This window comes from Pleomorphomonas carboxyditropha, assembly GCF_002770725.1.
GTDB lineage: Bacteria > Pseudomonadota > Alphaproteobacteria > Rhizobiales > Pleomorphomonadaceae > Pleomorphomonas > Pleomorphomonas carboxyditropha.
The window spans coordinates 118151-137005 of sequence record NZ_NQVN01000013.1; the positions used below are offsets into that span (position 1 = coordinate 118151).

The window sequence follows — 18855 nt, forward strand, 5'->3', positions numbered from 1 at the left end:
GACGCGACGAACCGGTCCGCGCCGTCCGAGCCCGCCGGCAGCCGGCAGCCGCCGGACCGCGCCGCGCGGGCAAGATCGTTCGGATTGAGACTCAACTCGCGGCATTCGTCAATGTGGGCGGCCGCCACCGCAGGGAGAAGGCCGTTCGCCGCACAATTTCGGGTCATATCGAGGAGGCCGGGATCCGGCAGCCGCCAGACCCCCGCGCCATCGGTCAAAAAATCCAACCGCCCGTGGTCACGATCTCGTATTCGGATTCACGCTGCCGTCGGCCGGCCGCAGCGCCTTTTCGACCGAAGCTTCCAGTGAAGCGGCGAGAAGAGCCTGGGTCGGGTCGGCTCCCTTGAAGCCGGCCTGGGCGAGAATCTCGTCCAGAATCGGCTTCTGGGCCGTGAAGTTCAGCAACTGGCTGGACAGGTCGTTCATTGGGCTGCCGCCCGGCTCGCCCGATCTGCCGCCCAGGGAGCCCGGCAGTCCGCCGGTGCTGAAGATCCGGATATCGGAGATCTTCTCGATCGGCTTCATCGCCTCGGCAAGGGCCTGCGGCACGATCTCGACGCGCGCCTTGGCTAGTTCGAAGTCGATGATGCTCGCGGCCAGCGCGTTGCGCGCCTCGTTCTTGGCCCGCTCGGCCCGCGCCTCCGCCTCGCCGAGCTCGATGACGCCGGCGGCCCGGATCTTGGCGGCCTCGGCTTCCGCGTTGGCCTGGATCTGCAACGCGGCGGCCAGGTTCTCGGCGGCCTGCCGCTCGGCCTCGGCCTTGACCGTGATGGCGGTCGCTGCCTGCTCGGCTTCCTTGCGGGCGGCGATCACCGCGATGCGCTTGGCGCGCTCGGCGATCTCCACTTCCTGAGCCGTGATCACCTGCTCTTCCGCCGTGATGGCGCCCGCCTTGGCCTCGTCCGCCTTGGCGCGGGCGGCCTGCTCCTCCTCGGTCTTCTGAGCGACGGCGATGGCGGCCTCGATACGCGCCGTCTCGGTAACTTTCCGCGCCTCCGCCTCGCGTTCGGCGATGCCGCGCTCGGCCACGATGCGGGCGGACTCCTTGGCCTGGCGCGCCTCGGCGTCCCGCTCGGCGATGCCGCGCTCGGTATCCAGCCGCGCCGTTTCCTCGGCCAGGCGGGCGAGTTGCTCGGCCTTGGCCGCCTCGGCCCGCGTCTCGGCGGTCTTGTTGGCGATGTCCCGTTCCTGCGTCAGCTCGGCGTCGCGCTGCTCGCGCTCGATCGTCAGGCGCCGCAGCGCGGCTTCCCGATCCTTGGTGGCGATCTCGACCTCGTTGTCGCGAACGATCTGGTTGCGCTCGCGCTTGCGCTCTTCGGTGATCTTGGTGAGGGCGGTGAGGCCCTCGGCGTCGAAGCTGTTGTTGGGATTGAAATGCTTGATGTCGGTCTGGTCGAGCCTGGTCAGCGACACCGATTCCAGTTCCAGGCCGTTCGACTGAAGGTCGTGGGCGACGGCCGCCTGAACCGACTTCACGAACTCGGCGCGCTGCTCCTGCAGATCGCGCAGCGTCATGGTGGCGGCCACCGAGCGCAGACCGTCGACGAACTTGGCCTCGACCAGGGCCTTGAGCGCGTCGGCATCGTTGGTGCGATCGCCCAGCGTCTGCGCCGCCAGCGCGATATTCTCGGAATCCGGCTTCACGCGGACATAGAACTCAGCGGTTATGTCGGCCCGCATGCGGTCCTTGGTGATCAGCGACTCGTTCTCGGCGCGCTTCACCTCCAGCCGCAGCGTGCTGAGCGACACCCAGGAATAGGAGTGGAACACCGGCAGGATGACGGAGCCGCCGTCGAGCACCACCTTCTTGCCGCCAAAGCCGGTCCGAACATAGGCCTTATCCCGCGTCGCCCTGATGTAGAGCGATGAGATGATAGTGCCGATGACAACGATCGCCATGACGATGACGCCGGCGATGATGCCCAGAGACAAGAACTCCATAATCAGCCCCTCTTGATGTCAACGCGACTGAATTCCTCAGGCGCCGGAATAGCTTGGAAAAGACCGTCCGCACCATCGACGATGATGACGAGCGCGCCGGTCTCGATCAGATGACCCGGCGCCGCCTGTGCGCGCAGGTTGTGAATGTTGTCGTGCTGGTCCTTGACGCGCACCACCCCGGGCTGCCCCTGGTCGAGCGGTCCGATCGTGACCACGCCGGCGAGACCGATGAAGCCGGCCTGGCTGACGGCGCTGGTCTCGTCGCGCGGCATGATGCGGGCGAGGCCGCGGCTCAGCCAGCGCGTCGCCGGAACGGCCAACATCAGCGCCAGCGGCCCGGCTGCGAACATGGGGAGAGGCGCGGCGACGCGCGCCGCCAGCATCTGGACGGAAAAGCCGAATACCGCGAAGGCCGAGAGCAGGAGCACGGCGAGCACCAGGATCGGCACGCCGCCCGCATTGAGCCAGGACATCCAGCCGCCCAGCAGCCCGGCGTCATGGTCGCCCGGTCCATGATAGCCGAAGCCGTCGTCCAGCAGCCCGGAGGCCGACACCCCAAACAGCACGGACACAAGCTCGATGAGCCCGAGGCCGGCCACCACCAGGAGCGCTTCCCAGAACAGTTCGGTGCCCGGCTGAACGATGGACTCCATCAACGCTGCCCTTCGCGGAACACCCTGAGGCGCGCCTCGATGGCGTCTTCGCGCTGCATCTTGCCCAGCTCCTCGATTTCCGCCGCGCCGTGGACCGGCTTGGCCGGAACGCCGGTCACCCGCTCCACCGCCGCGAGCGCGGCGGCCAGGCGCTGGTCGTTGCGTTGCGAGGGCGTGGCGGCGGAAAATGCCGTCCGCTCGGCCCGCTGGGCGTCCTCGAGGCGCTTGGTCGCGTCGGCACGGGCCGAGGCGATGCTGCGCAGCGTCGCCTCGGCTTCGGCGATCTCGCCGGCGTTGTCGGCGATCGCCTTGTCGATGGCGTTGCACTGCGCTTCCAGATCGATCTGCAGGCCGGTCGCCACGCGGGCCAGATCCTCGCGCCCCTTGGCAAGACCGGTCTTGATCTTCTCATCGAGATCGCGAATCTCGGCGTCCAAATCCTCCGCCTTGGCCTTCAGGCGGTGGCCCGAGGCGATCGCCACGCCCAGCACGGCGCGCGCCTCGTCGGTGATCTTGTCGATCTCCCGCAAGGCCTGCTGCGCCACGGCGATCGGATTGGAATTCTCCGCCGTGTCGACCGCGGTGTTGAGCACGCCGGCGATGACACGCCCGAGACGGGCCAGAATACCTTCATTGGACATTGTGATCTCTTTCTGGAACTGAGGGCTGGTTTGCACTCCGACGAGGATTCTAAACAGTGCTCCGTCAAAGAAGAGGCGAGCTTCCGCGAAGTCATCCCAACCATGACGATAGCCTTCCACGGAATAGGGGACCGTGAACCGCCCCTTGACGGTAGATATGCTTAAGGTGTCCGGGCCTTTCAGCGAAAACAGCTTGGAATCGAGAGGAATATCGTTGACGGGGCCGCCGGCGGCGCGCCTGCTGCGATCGCGCAACGCCAAGGTCGCCATGCGCGACGGCAGGCCGGTCCTGGCACGGATCTCCTCGTAGGCCTCCTCGTGCAGCGCCACCAGATTGGCGCCCCGGGTTCCGTCGAGGATTTCCATCGCCTGCCGATAGGCCTCGAGCGTCTCGCAGAGCGCTTCGCGGCTTTCCTGCGGCGGCGACAAGGCGAGGCCCATCGCAAATTGTGGTTTTTCGATCATACAGGAAACTATAAGTCACTTCTTTGGTGCTTTCAAGGTTGCGGCTGGTTTTTCTCACGCAAAAATTGAAAAAACACGCCGATGAAGCCGGGCGACGAGATTCATGCGCCGGCGCGAGGCCCAGCCTGCACGCGGGGCCACTTGACAGCCTTCGCCACCGCCTCCTTAATGTCAGATGTCAGACCAATTCAACGGGCGTCGGCCCGATGACCGAGTGGCGGGCAGATGGCCGACGGCACCTTTTCCTTCGAACGAATTCCGCGCGTCGACCGGGTCCGCAGCGTCATGAACGCGCTCGCCGACCACATCGACCGCTCGGGCATGAAGCCGGGCGACAAGCTGCCGACCGAACGCGAGCTGTCGCTGGCGCTCGGCGTCGGGCGGTCGACGGTGCGCGAGGTGATCCGGCAGTTGCAGGCGCTCGGCGTCGCCGAGCCGCGCGTCGGCTCCGGCACCTTCCTGATCCGGACGATCACCCCCGGCACCATCCACATGCCGCTGTCGCTGGACATGTCGCACCTGAGGGACGCGCTGCTGCAGACGCTGGAAGTGCGGCGCGGCATCGAGGTGGAGGCGTCGGCGGTGGCGGCCCTGCGGCATACGGCCGACGACGTGCCCCATATGGAGGCGGCGTTGGTCGAGATGGAGCGCGTCCACATCGACAAGGGTACCGCCGGCCGGGAAGACCTCGCCTTTCACCTGTCGATCTACGACGCCACCCACAACCCGCTGTTCTCCCGCCTGCTCGAACAGATGCGCGAGACCTTCGAAGGCTTCTTCGACCAGCCCTTCGACCGGCCGGATTTCGCCCGGCGGTCCTTCCCGTTCCACCGCGAGCTGTTCGAGGCGATCGTCGCCCGCGATGTCGCGCTGGCGCGCGAGAAGACCTACGCGATCCTCGAAATCGTCGAGGAAGACATCAAGGACATGTCCAGATGAGTGAGGAAGCCGACCCGATCAGCCGCGCCAGCCTGATCGTCGCCCATGACGAGGCGAATGCCTACGACGCCGTGGTGCCGCCGATCGCCCAGACGTCGCTGTTCACCTTCCCGTCCTATGACGAGATGAACCAGACCTACATGGGCAAGAAGACGCGGCCGACCTACAGCCGCGGCCTCAACCCGACCGTCCGCCATTTCGAGGAGATGCTCGCCCGGCTGGAAGGCGGCGAGGATGCCATCGGCTTCGCCTCCGGCATGGCGGCAATCTCCTCGACGGTGATGACCTTCGTCCGGCCCGGCGACAAGCTGCTCTGCGTCCGCCACGTCTATCCCGACGCCTACCGGCTGTTCGAGATCCTCCTGAAGCAATACGGCGTCCACACCGTCTATGTCGACGGCCGCGACGAGGCGGCGGTGGCCCGCGAGCTGCCCGGCGCCGCCCTGCTCTACCTCGAAAGCCCGACCAGCTGGTCGATGGACGCGCTCGACGTCGCCTCCCTCGCCGCGCTGGCCCGCAAGCACGGCGTCGTCACGGCGATCGACAACAGTTGGGCGTCGCCGGTGTTCCAGCAGCCGCTGTCGCTCGGCGTCGACCTGGTGCTCCACTCGGCGTCCAAGTATATCGGCGGCCATTCGGACGTCGTCGCCGGCGTGGTCACCGGATCGGCGGCGCTGATCGGCAAGATCCGCTCGACCACCTATCCCTATCTCGGCGGCAAGCTGTCGCCGTTCGACGCCTGGCTGCTGATCCGCGGCCTCCGGACGCTGCCGGCCCGCATGAAGGCGCACGAGGCGGCGGCGCTCCACGTCGCCCGCAAGCTCGCCGGCCATCCGCTCGTCGAGAACGTGCTGCACCCTGGCCTCGGCAATACGCTGCCGCCCGGCCTTTCCGGCACCTCGGGCCTGTTCTCGTTCACCTTCACCGACGGCGTCGACATCCCGAAATTCGCCGACCAGTTGAAGCTGTTCAAGCTCGGCGTCAGTTGGGGCGGCCACGAGAGCCTCGTCGTTCCGGCGACGGTCGTGCACAACCAGGCCGCCGGGCCGAATTCGGCGGTCGACTTCGGCATCAGTCCGCGCGTGGTGCGCCTGCATGTCGGCCTCGAAGGCGCCGAGGCGCTGTGGGCCGACCTCGGCGGGGCCATCGACGCGGCGCGCATCTAGGAGACCTGCCTCCTCGACGACTCTCCGGCTTGGAGGGGCCGGCAAAGGCATCGGTGCAAATCAACAAACATCAGGGGCGCCGATGCCCGATCGGCCGGCATGACCGGCCGGACAACGGAAAGACCGCCCGGCGGGGCCTCCAGCACCCCGCCCTCATGCGGCAACCAAGGAAAGGGGAACTTCATGAACAGGATATTGGCTATCGCATCGCTGTCGACGCTGCTCATGGCCGGCACCGCCCTTGCCGACACGACGCTGAAGCTCGTGGAGGTGATCACCAGCCCCGAGCGCACCGAGACGCTGAAGGGCATCGTCAAGACGTTCGAGGACGCCAACCCCGGCACCAAGGTGGAGATCATCTCGCTGCCGTGGAACCAAGCCTTCGAGAAGTTCGCCACCATGGTTTCGGCCGGCGAGACGCCCGACGTCGTCGAGATGCCCGACACCTGGCTGGCGCTCTATGCCAACAACGGCGCGCTCGAAAGCCTCGAGCCCTATCTCGCCAAGTGGGAGTACACCTCCGGCCTGACGGCGCGCGCCCTCGAAATGGGCCGCTCGGTGAAGAACACGGCCTACATGCTGCCCTACGGCTTCTATCTCCGCGCCATGTTCTACAACAAGAAGCTGCTGTCCGAGGCCGGCGTCGCCGAGCCGCCGAAGACGCTCGACGAGTTCAAGGCCGCGTCCGAGAAGGTGTCGAAGCTGCCCGGCAAGTCGGGCTACTGCATGCGCGGCGGCCCCGGCGGCCTCAACGGCTGGGTGATGTTCGGCGCCACCATGGCCGGCGACAACGCCTTCTTCAAGGAGGACGGCACCTCGACCTTCGCCGACGAGGGATGGGTCAAGGGCATCAGCTACCTGATCGATCTCTACAAGTCCGGCCTCGCCCCCAAGGACAGCGTCAACTGGGGCTTCAACGAGATCGTCGGCGGCTTCTATTCGGGCACCTGCGCCTTCCTCGACCAGGATCCGGACGCCCTGATCTCGATCGCCGAGCGCATGAAGCCGGAAGACTACGGCGTCGCGCCGTTCCCGAAGGGCCCGGCCGGCAAGGCCTTCCCGACGATCGGCTACGGCGGCTGGTCGATGTTCGCCAACAGCGAGCACAAGGACCTCGCCTGGAACCTGATCGCCACGCTGGAGGCGCCGGACGGCAACATCGCCTGGAACAAGCGGATCGGCGCGCTGCCGATCCACACGGCGGCCGAGAAGGATCCGTTCTACGCCAGCGAGCAGTTCAAGGGCTGGTTCGAGGAACTGGCCGATCCCGACGTGGTGCCGACGGTGATGCCGACGCATCTCGAGGAGTTCGCCTTCTTCAAGGACTCGCTGGTGATCAACACCAGCCAGAAGGCGCTGCTCGGCGAGATCACGCCCGAGGACCTCGCCAAACAGTGGGCCGACTACCTGACGGCCGCCCAGCAGAAGTTCCTCGCCGCCAAGTAACGGGAGCTCGGCCTTGGCGCTCGGCGGCCTCAGCGCCGCCGGGCGCCGATGGGACCGCCGGTGCCTTGGTTGTGCCGGCGATCGAGCTGTCGTGCCCGGACTCCCCCAGCGTCCTTCCGAATACATCTGCGAGTTCCTGTCCGATGACTTTCTATCCTGCGGCCGCACCGCCCGACGGCGATCGCCGGACGGCGAAACAGAAGATCGCCGCCTATCTGGAGCCCTGGCTCTACTCGGCTCCGGTGCTGATTTTGATCGTCGCCATCATGCTGGTGCCGCTGGCGCTCGGCATCTCCTACGCCTTCCGCGACATCCGGCTGCTCAACCCGTTCAGCGGCGCCTTCGTCGGCCTCAAGCATTTCCGCGAGCTCGCCGGCGACGGCGCCTTTCGCGGCGCGCTCGTCAACACGCTGTGGTGGACGTTCAGCTCGGTGATCCTGCAATTCCTGTTCGGCCTGATCCTGGCCCTGCTGCTCAACCGGCCGTTCAGGGGGCGGGCGCTGGCGCAGGCGCTGTGCTTCCTGCCCTGGGCGGTGCCGAGCTTCCTGTCGGGCCTCGACTGGGCCTGGATGTTCAACCCGGTGGTTGGCCCCATTCCCCACTGGCTCTACGCGCTGGGCATCCTGTCGGAGCCGAGCAACATCCTGTCCGATCCGGAAACCGCCATGTGGGGACCGATCGTCGCCAACGTCTGGTGGGGAATCCCCTTCTTCGCCATCACCATGCTGGCGGCGCTGCAGGCCATCCCCAAGGATCTCTACGAGGCGGCCGAGATCGACGGCGCCGGGCCGATCGAGCGCTTCCGGTCGATCACCGTGCCCTTCCTGGCGCCGACCATGGCCATCTCCATCCTGCTGCGCACCGTGTGGATCGCCAATTTCGCCGACCTGATCATCGTCATGACCAACGGCGGGCCGGCCGACCGGACGCAGATCGTCGCGAGCTACATCTTCACCCAGGCCTTCCGCCGGCTCGACTTCGGCTACGCCTCGGCGATCGCGCTGGTGCTCCTGGTGCTGCTGCTCGCCTATTCGATGCTGATCGTCGTGTTGCGCCAAACCATGCTGACGAGGCACTGACATGACCAGAAAGCGCATCGTCCTGACCGTGCTGCATCGGCTGGCCATCCTCGCCTATGTGGCCTTCGCCCTGTTTCCCTTGTTCTGGCTGCTCAAGGTGTCGGTGACGCCGACCAGCCTGCTCTACACCGAGGGCATCCGGCTGTGGCCGTCGCGGGCCAGCCTCGAACACTATGCGTTCGTGCTGACCCACTCGAGCTTTCCGACCTTCTTCCTCAACTCGACCATCGTGTCGGCGTCGACGGCGGTGATCGTCACCATCGTCGCCGCGCTGGCCGGCTACGCCATGTCGCGCTTCGTGTTCCGGGGCAAATACTGGATCGTCGGCCTGCTCTTGCTGACCCAGATGTTCCCGCTGGTGATGCTGATCGCGCCGATGTTCAAGATGCTGTCGCCGCTCGGGCTGACCAACAGCCTGACCGGCCTCGTCATCGTCTACGTCGCCTTCAACGTGCCGTTCGCCACCTTCCTGATGCAGTCGTTCTTCGACGGCATTCCGAAGGACCTCGAGGACGCGGCGATGATCGACGGCGCCACGCGCTTCACGGCGTTCCGGCAGATCATCCTGCCGCTGACGCTGCCCGGCATCGCCGCGACGCTCGGCTTCGTGTTCACGGCGGCGTGGAGCGAGCTGCTGTTCGCGCTGATGCTGATCTCCGGCAACCAGGCCACTACCTTCCCGGTCGGCCTGTTGTCCTTCGTCTCCAAGTTCTCCGTCGACTTCGGGCAGATGATGGCGGCCGGCGTGCTGGCGCTGATCCCGGCCTGCCTGTTCTTCCTTTTGATCCAGCGCTATCTCGTGCAGGGCCTGACGGCCGGCGCGGTGAAGGGCTGAGGAGCGTTGCCATGGCTTCCATCACCATCCAGTCGATCACCAAGACCTTCGGCACCGTGCCGGTGCTGCACGACATCGACCTTTCCATCGCCGACGGCGAATTCGTCGTGCTGGTCGGCCCGTCCGGCTGCGGCAAGTCGACGCTGCTCCGGATGATCGCCGGGCTCGAGGACATCACCGGCGGCGAGATCCGCATCGACGGCCGGCGCATCAACGAAGTGGCGCCCAAGGACCGCGACATCGCCATGGTGTTCCAGTCCTACGCGCTCTATCCGCACATGACGGTGGCCGACAACATGAGCTACAGCCTGAAGCTCCGGAAGACGGCGCGGGAGAGGATCGCCGAGGCGGTCGGCGCGGCGGCCGGCAAGCTCGGCCTCGATCCTCTCCTGGAACGGCGGCCCAAGGCGCTCAGCGGCGGCCAGCGCCAGCGCGTCGCCATGGGCCGGGCGATCGTCCGCCATCCCAAGGCCTTCCTGTTCGACGAGCCGCTCAGTAACCTCGACGCCCGCCTGCGCGAGCAGATGCGGGCGGAGATCAAGCGGCTGCACAAGGCGATCGGCGCCACCTCGGTCTACGTCACCCACGACCAGATCGAGGCGATGACGCTGGCCGACCGCATCGTCGCCATGCACGGCGGCATCATCCAGCAGGTCGGCAACCCGCTCGACCTCTACGACCGGCCGGCCAACCTGTTCGTCGCCGGCTTCATCGGCTCGCCGGCGATGAATTTCGTCGACGGCCATTGCCGTTCCGGCGCCATCGAGACCGACGACGGCAGCAGGATCGCCGTTCCCGGCGGCATTGATCTTGCCGAGGGACAGGCGGTCACCGTCGGCATCCGCCCCGAGCACGTGCGCATCGTCGCCGGTTCCGGGGCCGGCAGCTACACGGCGCGCGTCGACCTGGTGGAGCCGACCGGCTTCGGCACCATCGTGCACGTGCGCCTGCTCGGCCAGGATCTCAAGATCTACACGCTGGAGCGCGGCGCCGCCGAGGTCGGGGAGCCGCTGCACATCGCCCTCGACGGCGACCGGCTGCACGTCTTCGATCGCGAGACGACGAACCGCATCGGGTAAGCGGTCTCGGCGATTTCCATGCGCAATATCGGCCGTGCCGGACAGGCGTTTTGGCGCCTTTCCGGGCCGTTCCATTTCGTCGCATCTCCGGAAGGCGACCGCCATCGGACCGGCGACATATTATTTCATACGACGCTCAAAATTATTACGCGCGTAAAATTTCTATGTTGACATGCGACAACATTCCATGATGTGTTGGCCTCGCTGAGACGGAGGGCCACCTCCGTCGAGGCGTGTTCGCCGCAAGGCCCATTCCCGGGGCCTCGACGGGCGAGGTTCCGCCGGAGGCGGGACCGGCTCGCCCGACAGTTCAACAACGGCCGACATGTCTCCTGATCCCGAGGATGGATCGGAGCGGCGGCCATATGGGAGGACAAGATGACCATTCGTTCGCTTGCTCGCCTGGCTCTCGCCGGCTCCGCCTTCGCCTTCCTGGCCACGTCGGCCATGGCCGACGGCATCGGCGCCTCGCTGCTCACCCAGCAGCATCCGTTCTACATCGAGCTCGCCGACGCCATGAAGGCCGAGGCCACCGCCAAGAGCGTGCCGCTCGAGGTGGCGATCGCCAACCAGGACCTCAACAAGCAGCTCGCCGACGTCGAGGACTTCATCGTCAAGGGCGTCGACGTCATCGTGCTGTCGCCGGTCGACAGCAAGGGCGTCAAGGCGGTGATCGAGAAGGCCCAGAAGGCCGGCATCAAGGTGATCACCGTCGACGTGCCGGCCAGCGGCGTCGAGGTCACCTCCTATATCGGCACCGACAACTATGCCGGCGGCGTCAAGGCCGGCGAGCTGATGGCCAAGGAGCTCGGCGACAAGGGCAAGGTGGCGATCATCGACTATCCGACCGTGCAGTCGGTGGTGAACCGCATCGACGGCTTCAAGAAGGCCATCGGCGAGCACAAGGACATCGAGATCGTCGCCCAGCAGACCGGCATCACCCGCGCCGAGGCGCTGGCCGCCGCGCAGAACATGCTGCAGGCCAATCCCGACATCCAGGGCATCTTCGGCTTCGGCGACGACGCCGCGCTGGCCGCCGCCGTGGCGGTGAAGTCGGCCGGCCTCGAGAACCAGGTCAAGGTGATCGGCTTCGACGGCATGGAAGAGGCCCGCAACGCGGTCGACACCAACCCGGTGATGGTCGGCGTCATCCAGCAGTTCCCCGGCGAGATGGGCAAGCGGGCCGTCGACACGGCCATCGACGTGATCGCCGGCAAGGACGTGCCGGCCGAACAGCCGATCGAGCCGGGCGTCTACACCGGCAAGTGATATAAGCTGAAGGAGCGCGGGGCGGTCTTGCGGCGGCCCCGCGTCTTTTCTCCACGGCCGGTCCGGCGTCCGTCGCGGCCGAGGGCATTCGCGTCGGAAAGGAGGCGGGCATGTCGGCCGCGACCAGCGACGTCATTCTCAAGATCAACAACGTATCCAAGCTGTTCGGCCCGGTCGCCGCGCTGAAGAACATGCACCTTGAGGTGCGCGCCGGCCGCGTCCATACGCTGCTCGGCGAGAACGGCGCCGGCAAGTCGACGCTGATGAAGATCCTGGCCGGCGTCTATCACGCCACGACCGGCGAGGTGGAGTTCTGCGGCGCTCCCTACAAGCCGGAGAACCCGCAGCAGGCGGCCGCCCGCGGCCTCACCATCGTCTTCCAGGAACTCAGCCTCTGCAACAACATGACGGTGGCCGAGAACATCCTGGCGACGCGCGAGCCGTCGGTCTACGGCTTCATCAACGACCAGGCGCTCGAACGCCGCGCCGCCGAGATCGTCCGCGACCTCGGCCTGCCGATCGACGTCTCCGAGAAGGTCGGCCATCTCTCCATGGCCCAGCGCCAGCTGGTCGAGATCGCCAAGGGGCTGTCGATCCCCGACCCGCGCCTCGTCATCCTCGACGAGCCGACCTCGTCGCTGACCGACGCCGAGACGGAAATCCTGTTCTCGATCATCGGCCGCCTCAAGGCCAAGGGCGTCGCCGTCATCTACATCTCGCACCGCATGGAAGAGATCATGCGGCTTTCCGACGACATCACCGTCGTCCGCGACGGCGAATACATCGCCACCCGCCAGCGCGAGAACGTCACCATCGACGAGCTGATCGCCATGATGGTCGGGCGCAAGATGGACGAGATCTATCCGCCGCGGCTCGGCGCCGCGCCGGCCGACAGCGAGGCGCCGATCCTGTCCGTCGAAGGGCTCAGCCGCGACGGCGAGTTCGAGGGCGTGTCCTTCGAGGTCAGGAAGGGCGAGATCCTCGGCTTCTTCGGCCTGATCGGCTCCGGCCGCTCGGAGGTGATGAACGCGCTGTTCGGCATGAAGGCCGCCTCCGGCAGCATCCGCATCGACGGTGAGCCGGCGACCATCGCCTCGCCGGTCGACGCCATCGGCCGCCGGATCGCCTTCGTCACCGAGAACCGCAAGGAAGAGGGCCTCGTCCTCGCCCACAGCGTCGAGTGGAACATCTCGATGGCGGCGCTCGGCCGCTTCGCCGCGGCGCTCGGCTTCATGCGCAACCGCGCGGAGCGCAGGGCGGCGAGGGAAGAAGTAAGCCGGCTGACCATCAAGACGGCGTCGGTCGACACGCCGGTCGGCTCGCTGTCGGGCGGCAACCAGCAGAAGGCGGTGCTCGCCAAGTGGCTGTTGACCCAGCCGCGCATCCTGATCCTCGACGAACCGACGCGCGGCGTCGACGTCGGCGCCAAGTTCGAAATCTACAAGATCATCCGCCAGCTGGCGGCCGAGGGCACGGCGATCCTGCTGGTGTCCTCCGAGCTGCCGGAAGTCCTCGGGATGAGCGATCGCCTCGTCGTCATGCACGAGGGCCGGCTCAGCGCCACGCTCTCCGGCGGCGCCACCCCCGAAGCGGTCATGGCCCACGCGACAGGTATCACGTCATGAGCGATGAGAAACACGTAACCGCCGCCCAGAAGCCCTATGCCAAGCTGCTCCGGCAGTATGGCGGCATCCTGGTCTCCCTGGTCGTCCTCTGCATCATCTTCTCGGTGATGAACCCGCGCTTCATGACGGTCGCCAACTTCATGAACGTCTTGCAGCAGATCGCGGTGATCGCCATCGCCGCCTTCGGCATGACCTGGGTGATCCTGCTCGGCGAGATCGACCTCTCCATCGGCTCGATCATCGCCGTCGCCGGCATGGCCGCCGCGCAGGCCTTCCTCGCCGGCTTCGGCTTCATGCCGACGCTGGTCCTGACGCTCTTGGCCGGCGCAGCGATGGGCCTTGCCAACGGCGTGCTCACCGCCAAGCTCGGACTGCCGTCGTTCATCGTGACGGTGGCGACCATGGGCATCTTCCGCGGCCTCGTCAGCCTGCCGACCAACGGCGCGCCGGCGATGATCGAGAACCCGACCTGGATCGCTATCGGCGCCGAGAGCTTCGTCGGCCTGCCGATCATCATCTGGATCGTGGTCGTTCTGTTCGTCTTCAACCACGTGCTCTTGTCGAAGACCACCTTCGGCCGCCGGGCCTATCTGACCGGCGGCAACCGCGAGGCGGCCGTCTACTCCGGCATCAAGGTCGACCGGGTCAAGATCACCATCTTCATGATCTCCGGCATCATGGCGGCGATCTCCGGCATCCTCCTGTCGTCGCGCCTCTACTCGGCGCAGACCAACGCCGGCACCAGCTACGAGCTCGACGCCATCGCGGCGGCGGTGCTCGGCGGCACCAGCCTCGCCGGCGGCGTCGGCACCATGATCGGCACGCTGATCGGCGCGCTGATCATCGGCATCATGAACAACGGCATGAACATGCTGTCCGTTCCCTACTTCTATCAGTTGATCGTCAAGGGCTTGGTCATTCTGCTGGCCGTCTGGCTCGACGTTCGTTCCAAGCGGGCCAAGCGATAATGCGTCAGAGCAAGGTTCTCACCATCGGCGAGGTGCTGGTGGAAATCGTCGCCACCGAGCGCGGCGACGGCTTTCGCGAGCCGGTCAAGCTGATCGGCCCGTTCCCCTCGGGCGCGCCGGCCATCTTCATCGACCAGGTCGGCAAGCTCGGACAGGCGGCGGCGATCATCTCGCGGGTCGGCGACGACGACTTCGGCCACGTCAATCTCGACCGGCTGAAGCGCGACGGCGTCGACGTCTCCGGCATCGAGGTCGATCCGCTCGGCACCACCGGCAGCGCCTTCGTGCGCTACCGCGAGGACGGCGGCCGCAACTTCGTCTTCAACATCCGCCACAGCGCCTGCGGCACGATCGAGCTGAAGGGCCCTGCCGCCGACCTTGTCGAGAGCTGCACCCACATGCACGTCATGGGCTCGTCGCTCTACGCGCCGAGCGTGGTCGACGCCGTGCTCAAGGCGACGCGGACCATCAAGGAGAACGGCGGCACGGTGTCGTTCGACCCCAACCTCCGCGCCGAGATCCTCAACAGCCCCGGCATGCGCGAGGCGCTCGCCACCGTGCTGGCCGAGACCGACCTGTTCCTGCCGAGCGGCGAGGAGCTGTTCCTGTTCTCGCCGGCCGACAGCGAGGCGGAAGCCATCGCCAACCTCCTGAAGAGCGGCGTCAAGGCGGTGGTGCTGAAGCGCGGCGCGGCCGGCGCCAGCTATGTCGACGCCACCCGCGAGATCAGCCTGCCGGGCTTCCGGGTGACGGAAGTCGATCCCACCGGCGCCGGCGACTGCTTCGGCGCCACCTTCGTCACCTTCTGGCTGGGCGGCGCCGACCCCGAAACGGCGCTCCGCTATGCCAACGCCGCCGGCGCCAGGGCCGTCACCCGCTCCGGCCCGATGGAGGGCGCCTCGACGCGCGCCGAGCTCGACGCGCTGATCGCCGAACAAAGGAGCTGAAGACATGTCCATCAATCCGCTCAGCGACATTTCCACCTGGCGCTTCCGCACGTCCGGCTTGCGCGGCATCCCGTCGATCTGCTCGGCCCACCCGGTGGTGATCGAGGCGGCCATGCGGCACGCCGCCAAGCTCGACCTGCCGGTGCTGATCGAAGCCACCTGCAACCAGGTCAACCAGGACGGCGGCTACACCGGCATGACGCCGGGCGATTTCCGCGACTTCGTCGAGACCATCGCCAGGAAAGTCGGCTTCCCGTTCGATCGCGTCATCCTCGGCGGCGACCACCTCGGCCCCAACCCATGGAAGAAGCTCTCCGCCAGCGAGGCCATGGACAAGGCCAGGGTGATGATCGACGCCTTCGCCAGGGCCGGCTTCACCAAGCTCCACCTCGACACCTCGATGGGTTGCGCCGGCGAGCCGGTGGCGCTGGCCGATGCGCTGACCGCCGAGCGGGCGGCGTCGCTGGCCGCCGTCGCCGAGGCGGCGACCAGGGACGCCGCCGTCAAGCCGGTCTACATCGTCGGCACCGAGGTGCCGATCCCCGGCGGCGCCATGGAGGAGATCGAGGAGCTGGAGGTGACGAAGCCCGAGGCGGCGCGCGAGACCATCCGCGTCCACCGGGAGGCGTTCGCCAAGGCCGGCATCGCCGATGCCTTCGAGCGGGCGGTCGGCGCCGTGGTGCAGCCGGGCGTCGAGTTCGGCAATCACAACGTCGTCGCCTTCGATGCGGAGAAGGCCGCTTCTCTCTCCGCCGTGCTCGCCGACCTCAAGGGCTTCGTGTTCGAGGCGCATTCCACCGACTATCAGACGCCGGAGGCGCTGAAGGCGCTGGTCGACAACGGCTTCTCCATCCTGAAGGTCGGCCCGGCCCTGACGTTCGCGCTCAGGGAGGCGCTCTACGGCCTCGACCACATCGCCGAGGTGCTCTACGCCGGCCGCCGCAAGGAGACGCTGAGGGCCACCTTCGAGCGGGTGATGCTCGCCCACCCCGACAACTGGGCCAAATATTACTTCGGCACGGAGGACGAGCAGCGACTGCAGCGCCACTTCAGCTATTCGGACCGCATCCGCTACTACTGGCCGGAGCCGGAGATCGCCAGGGCGGCCGACGAGTTGCTCGCCCTGTTCGGGACCGCCACAATACCCGAGACGCTGATCAGCCAGTATGTTCGCGGTGTCTACGAGGGCGTCCGGCGCGGCCGGGTCGAGCCCACAGCCCATGGGCTGTCGCTCGCCATGGTCGACCTCGTCCTCGAAGACTATTTCAAGGCCTGCCTCTGAGAGCCTGGCGCGAAACTCGCTGGGGTGCGGCAGTTAGCGATGAGTTCGAGAACCGGAGCGGAGCGAACTTGAGGTTCGTGAGCACCGGAAGCGCAGAAATCGAAGCTAGATGCCCGCCCCAGTAGAGTTTCGCGTCAGGCTCTGGGCGGCAATACGGGACATGCAACATGCAGGATGACATCATCTTCACGCTGACCGATACGGCCGGCGGGCTCGAGGTCGCCGATTGGTCGGTCACCTCCGGCGAGCTCGGAATCCACAGCGGCGCGCCGTTCGAAATCGTGAAAAGGACGCTGCACGGCGGCCGGCAGGAAGGCAGCACGCTCGTCACCATCCGGTCCGGCCGGCTGGCGGTGACGGTGATCCCGACGCGTGGCATGGGCATCCTGAGGGCGAGCCTCGACGGCATCGGCTTCGGCTGGGCGTCGCCGGTCGACGAGGTGGTGCATCCCTCGTTCATCCGCCTCGGCGAGCGCAACGGCCTCGGCTGGCTCGAAGGCTTCAACGAGCTGATGGTACGCTGCGGCTACGAGTGGAGCGGCCATCCGACGGTCGACGGCGACAAGGTCTATACGCTGCACGGCCGGGCCGGCAACACGCCGGCCTCCAAGGTGGAGGTGCGCATCGAGCGCGAGGCGCCGCATCGCATCACCCTCAGCGGCCTGATCAAGGAGAAGGCGTTCAAGAACGTCGAGTTCGAGACCTGGACGGAGCTGACCGTCGTGCCCGGCGACACCGGCTTCTCGCTCGACGACCGGCTGGTCAACCGCGCCGACTATGCCCACACCTATGAGGTGATCTACCACACCAACGTCGGCCGTCCGGTGCTGGAGGAAGGCGCCCGCGTCATCGGGCCGTTCACCCAGGTGGCGCCGTTCAACGACGCCGCCAAGCCGGACCTCGCCACCTGGGACCGCTACCGGGGACCGACGCGCGACTTCGACGAGATGCTCTACGCCTGCGAGCTCAAGGCCGGCGCCGACGGCCGCACCGAGGTGGCGCTGGTCAACGCCTCGGGAACGCTCGGCTTTTCCGTCGCCTATCACGTCGGGGAAATGCCGGCTTTCACGCTCTGGAAGAACACCGACACCGACAGGCAGGGCTATGTCACCGGTCTCGAGCCGGGCTCCAACTATCCCTACCCGCTGCCGGTCGAGCGGGCCGCCGGCCGGCTCAAGACCCTGGAGCCGGGCGCCGAAGCCCGCTTCCGCCTGCACTTCGATCTCCTGACCGACAAGTCCGCCGTCGACGCCTGCGCCGCCCGCATCGACAGGCTCAAAAAGGGCGTCGAAGTCGCCGTCCACGGCGAGCCGGTTCTGCGCAGCCGGACCAAAGCCTGAAAAAACAACAAGACCGCTAGCCGCAATGCCCTCTCCGCGCCGCCCCGCGGGGAGGGTTTTTTCACGTGCGAAAGGACAGATAACCGATGGTCAGGGCACCCGGGGCAAGCTCCCGGACACGCTGGCGCAGTCCCCGTCACGCCGTGATCGCCGAGCACCTCGCCTCCCATGGATTGTCATCCTCGCGAAGGCGAGGACCTCGGGACGAGAAGGGGATGAGGGGCGTATCAGGCGCCCCAGCGTTGCTGGAGCGCTATATCGGCGTCGAGCTTTGTTCTGCCCGAGGTCCTCGCCTGCGCGAGGATGACAGCTTTATATTGGGGAACAAACGGATAGGTCGGCACACTGGTGCCTGAGGTAAATTCCCGGGCACACTGGCGCGGTTCCTGTCACGCCGTCGCCGCCGCGCGCATCGCTTCCCATAGATTGTCATCCTCGCGAAGGCGAGGACCTCGGGACGAGAAGGCGATGAGGGCCGTATCAGGCGCCCCAGCGTTGCTGGAGCGTTATATCCGCGTCGAGCTTCGTTCTGCCTGAGGTCCTCGCCTGCGCGAGGATTGTTCGTTTGCGGTGGGGTAAGGTGAAGGCGGCCTCTCCGGCTGGTTTGACGACCCCGGAGAGGCCGGTGGCAGGCGACCGGGCGAGGATCGGATTTTCACCCGTTGTCATCAAGGCTCCCTGCCATCTTCCATCATTCGCTTGGAGAGTTGATGGGGCCTCCGGGGCCTGACCCTTGCCGACCAGACCCACGCCCGAGAACAATCCGAAGCTCATGGTGGTCCAACTTGGGAAGGATAGCACACCATGACGTTTTTGCAGAGGGCACCCGAGATCGTTCTGGGCTTCGACGTCTCCAAGGACACGCTGACGGTCTTTGAGGCTCGCTCCTCCTCACCCAGTCCGAAGCCTTGCGTCATCGACAATACCGCCGCCGCCATCCGCCGCTTTCTCAAAAGCCTCGGTCGGATCGACCTCGCCGTCTGCGAGCCAACCGGCGGGCATGAGCATGTCCTTCTGGTCGAACTGATGGCAGCCGGCATTGCCTGTCATCGAGTGGATGCCTTGAAGGTCAAGGCTTTCATCCGCTCCTTCGGCACCCTGGCCAAGACCGACGCTCTCGATGCCGAGGCGCTGGCCCGCTACGGACGGGACCGCTGGGATCGGCTGTCCCTCTTTCTGC

The 18855-nt window shown here is 66.6% G+C and carries 16 protein-coding genes; 13 read left to right on the plus strand and 3 right to left on the minus strand.

What is annotated here, in order from left to right; all coding sequences use genetic code 11:
- Window positions 1-237 precede the first annotated feature (237 nt).
- Genes CJ014_RS17885 through CJ014_RS17895 form a run of 3 tightly spaced genes read right to left on the minus strand, consistent with a single transcriptional unit; the run spans window position 238 to window position 3601 of the window.
- Window positions 238-1941: a flotillin family protein gene (locus CJ014_RS17885; RefSeq protein WP_100081854.1), complete on the minus strand. Its 1704-nt coding sequence runs from the start codon at window positions 1939-1941 to the stop codon at window positions 238-240.
- Between the two features lie 2 nt (window positions 1942-1943).
- Entirely contained in the window at window positions 1944-2594 is a 651-nt protein-coding gene (locus tag CJ014_RS17890; RefSeq protein WP_100081855.1) for an OB-fold-containig protein, read from the minus strand.
- Complete coding sequence (locus tag CJ014_RS17895) at window positions 2594-3601, minus strand: PspA/IM30 family protein (protein WP_133121876.1); 1008 nt, start codon at window positions 3599-3601, stop codon at window positions 2594-2596. Before CJ014_RS17895 ends, CJ014_RS17890 begins: the two co-directional genes overlap by 1 nt.
- Before the next feature lie 324 nt (window positions 3602-3925).
- On the opposite strand from CJ014_RS17895, the gene CJ014_RS17900 reads away from it, so the two are divergent.
- The 13 genes from CJ014_RS17900 to CJ014_RS17960 form a co-directional block, all read left to right on the plus strand.
- Complete coding sequence (locus CJ014_RS17900) at window positions 3926-4639, plus strand: FadR/GntR family transcriptional regulator (RefSeq protein ID WP_100081857.1); 714 nt, start codon at window positions 3926-3928, stop codon at window positions 4637-4639.
- Window positions 4636-5805 carry a PLP-dependent transferase gene (locus CJ014_RS17905; RefSeq protein ID WP_100081858.1) on the plus strand — a complete coding sequence of 390 codons (1170 nt, stop codon included), beginning with the start codon at window positions 4636-4638 and terminating at the stop codon, window positions 5803-5805. Before CJ014_RS17900 ends, CJ014_RS17905 begins: the two co-directional genes overlap by 4 nt.
- A 183-nt stretch (window positions 5806-5988) precedes the next feature.
- Window positions 5989-7251: an ABC transporter substrate-binding protein gene (locus CJ014_RS17910; RefSeq protein ID WP_100081859.1), complete on the plus strand. Its 1263-nt coding sequence runs from the start codon at window positions 5989-5991 to the stop codon at window positions 7249-7251.
- A 143-nt stretch (window positions 7252-7394) separates the two neighbouring features.
- Window positions 7395-8330, plus strand: coding sequence for a carbohydrate ABC transporter permease (locus CJ014_RS17915; protein WP_100081860.1), 936 nt, complete (start codon window positions 7395-7397; stop codon window positions 8328-8330).
- A gap of 1 nt (window position 8331) precedes the next feature.
- Window positions 8332-9165, plus strand: coding sequence for a carbohydrate ABC transporter permease (locus CJ014_RS17920; RefSeq protein ID WP_100081861.1), 834 nt, complete (start codon window positions 8332-8334; stop codon window positions 9163-9165).
- Between the two features lie 11 nt (window positions 9166-9176).
- Window positions 9177-10244, plus strand: coding sequence for an ABC transporter ATP-binding protein (locus CJ014_RS17925; RefSeq protein WP_100081862.1), 1068 nt, complete (start codon window positions 9177-9179; stop codon window positions 10242-10244).
- 378 nt (window positions 10245-10622) lie between these two features.
- Window positions 10623-11513 (plus strand): substrate-binding domain-containing protein, encoded by an 891-nt coding sequence (locus CJ014_RS17930; protein ID WP_100081863.1) that lies wholly within the window; start codon window positions 10623-10625, stop codon window positions 11511-11513.
- 110 nt (window positions 11514-11623) lie between these two features.
- Entirely contained in the window at window positions 11624-13138 is a 1515-nt protein-coding gene (locus CJ014_RS17935) for a sugar ABC transporter ATP-binding protein (protein WP_100081864.1), read from the plus strand.
- Window positions 13135-14106 carry an ABC transporter permease gene (locus CJ014_RS17940; RefSeq protein WP_100081865.1) on the plus strand — a complete coding sequence of 324 codons (972 nt, stop codon included), beginning with the start codon at window positions 13135-13137 and terminating at the stop codon, window positions 14104-14106. Before CJ014_RS17935 ends, CJ014_RS17940 begins: the two co-directional genes overlap by 4 nt.
- On the plus strand, window positions 14106-15053 hold the full coding sequence (locus tag CJ014_RS17945; protein ID WP_100081866.1) for a tagatose kinase: 948 nt from the start codon (window positions 14106-14108) through the stop codon (window positions 15051-15053). Before CJ014_RS17940 ends, CJ014_RS17945 begins: the two co-directional genes overlap by 1 nt.
- Before the next feature lie 4 nt (window positions 15054-15057).
- Complete coding sequence (locus CJ014_RS17950) at window positions 15058-16335, plus strand: D-tagatose-bisphosphate aldolase, class II, non-catalytic subunit (RefSeq protein ID WP_100081867.1); 1278 nt, start codon at window positions 15058-15060, stop codon at window positions 16333-16335.
- A 167-nt stretch (window positions 16336-16502) separates the two neighbouring features.
- A complete protein-coding gene (locus tag CJ014_RS17955) occupies window positions 16503-17675 on the plus strand; it encodes an aldose 1-epimerase family protein (protein ID WP_100081868.1) in 1173 nt (390 codons plus the stop codon).
- Between the two features lie 804 nt (window positions 17676-18479).
- Window positions 18480-18855 (plus strand): IS110 family transposase (locus tag CJ014_RS17960; RefSeq protein ID WP_165790888.1); only part of this gene is annotated, 376 nt, incomplete at its 3' end.

Coding starts and splice junctions, on each gene's coding strand:
- CJ014_RS17885 (WP_100081854.1), bottom strand. CDS start 1,941: ATGGAGTTCTTGTCTCTGGGCATCATCGCCGGCGTCATCGTCATGGCG.
- CJ014_RS17890 (WP_100081855.1), bottom strand. CDS start 2,594: ATGGAGTCCATCGTTCAGCCGGGCACCGAACTGTTCTGGGAAGCGCTC.
- CJ014_RS17895 (WP_133121876.1), bottom strand. CDS start 3,601: ATGGAAATCCTCGACGGAACCCGGGGCGCCAATCTGGTGGCGCTGCAC.
- CJ014_RS17900 (WP_100081857.1), top strand. CDS start 3,926: ATGGCCGACGGCACCTTTTCCTTCGAACGAATTCCGCGCGTCGACCGG.
- CJ014_RS17905 (WP_100081858.1), top strand. CDS start 4,636: ATGAGTGAGGAAGCCGACCCGATCAGCCGCGCCAGCCTGATCGTCGCC.
- CJ014_RS17910 (WP_100081859.1), top strand. CDS start 5,989: ATGAACAGGATATTGGCTATCGCATCGCTGTCGACGCTGCTCATGGCC.
- CJ014_RS17915 (WP_100081860.1), top strand. CDS start 7,395: ATGACTTTCTATCCTGCGGCCGCACCGCCCGACGGCGATCGCCGGACG.
- CJ014_RS17920 (WP_100081861.1), top strand. CDS start 8,332: ATGACCAGAAAGCGCATCGTCCTGACCGTGCTGCATCGGCTGGCCATC.
- CJ014_RS17925 (WP_100081862.1), top strand. CDS start 9,177: ATGGCTTCCATCACCATCCAGTCGATCACCAAGACCTTCGGCACCGTG.
- CJ014_RS17930 (WP_100081863.1), top strand. CDS start 10,623: ATGACCATTCGTTCGCTTGCTCGCCTGGCTCTCGCCGGCTCCGCCTTC.
- CJ014_RS17935 (WP_100081864.1), top strand. CDS start 11,624: ATGTCGGCCGCGACCAGCGACGTCATTCTCAAGATCAACAACGTATCC.
- CJ014_RS17940 (WP_100081865.1), top strand. CDS start 13,135: ATGAGCGATGAGAAACACGTAACCGCCGCCCAGAAGCCCTATGCCAAG.
- CJ014_RS17945 (WP_100081866.1), top strand. CDS start 14,106: ATGCGTCAGAGCAAGGTTCTCACCATCGGCGAGGTGCTGGTGGAAATC.
- CJ014_RS17950 (WP_100081867.1), top strand. CDS start 15,058: ATGTCCATCAATCCGCTCAGCGACATTTCCACCTGGCGCTTCCGCACG.
- CJ014_RS17955 (WP_100081868.1), top strand. CDS start 16,503: ATGCAGGATGACATCATCTTCACGCTGACCGATACGGCCGGCGGGCTC.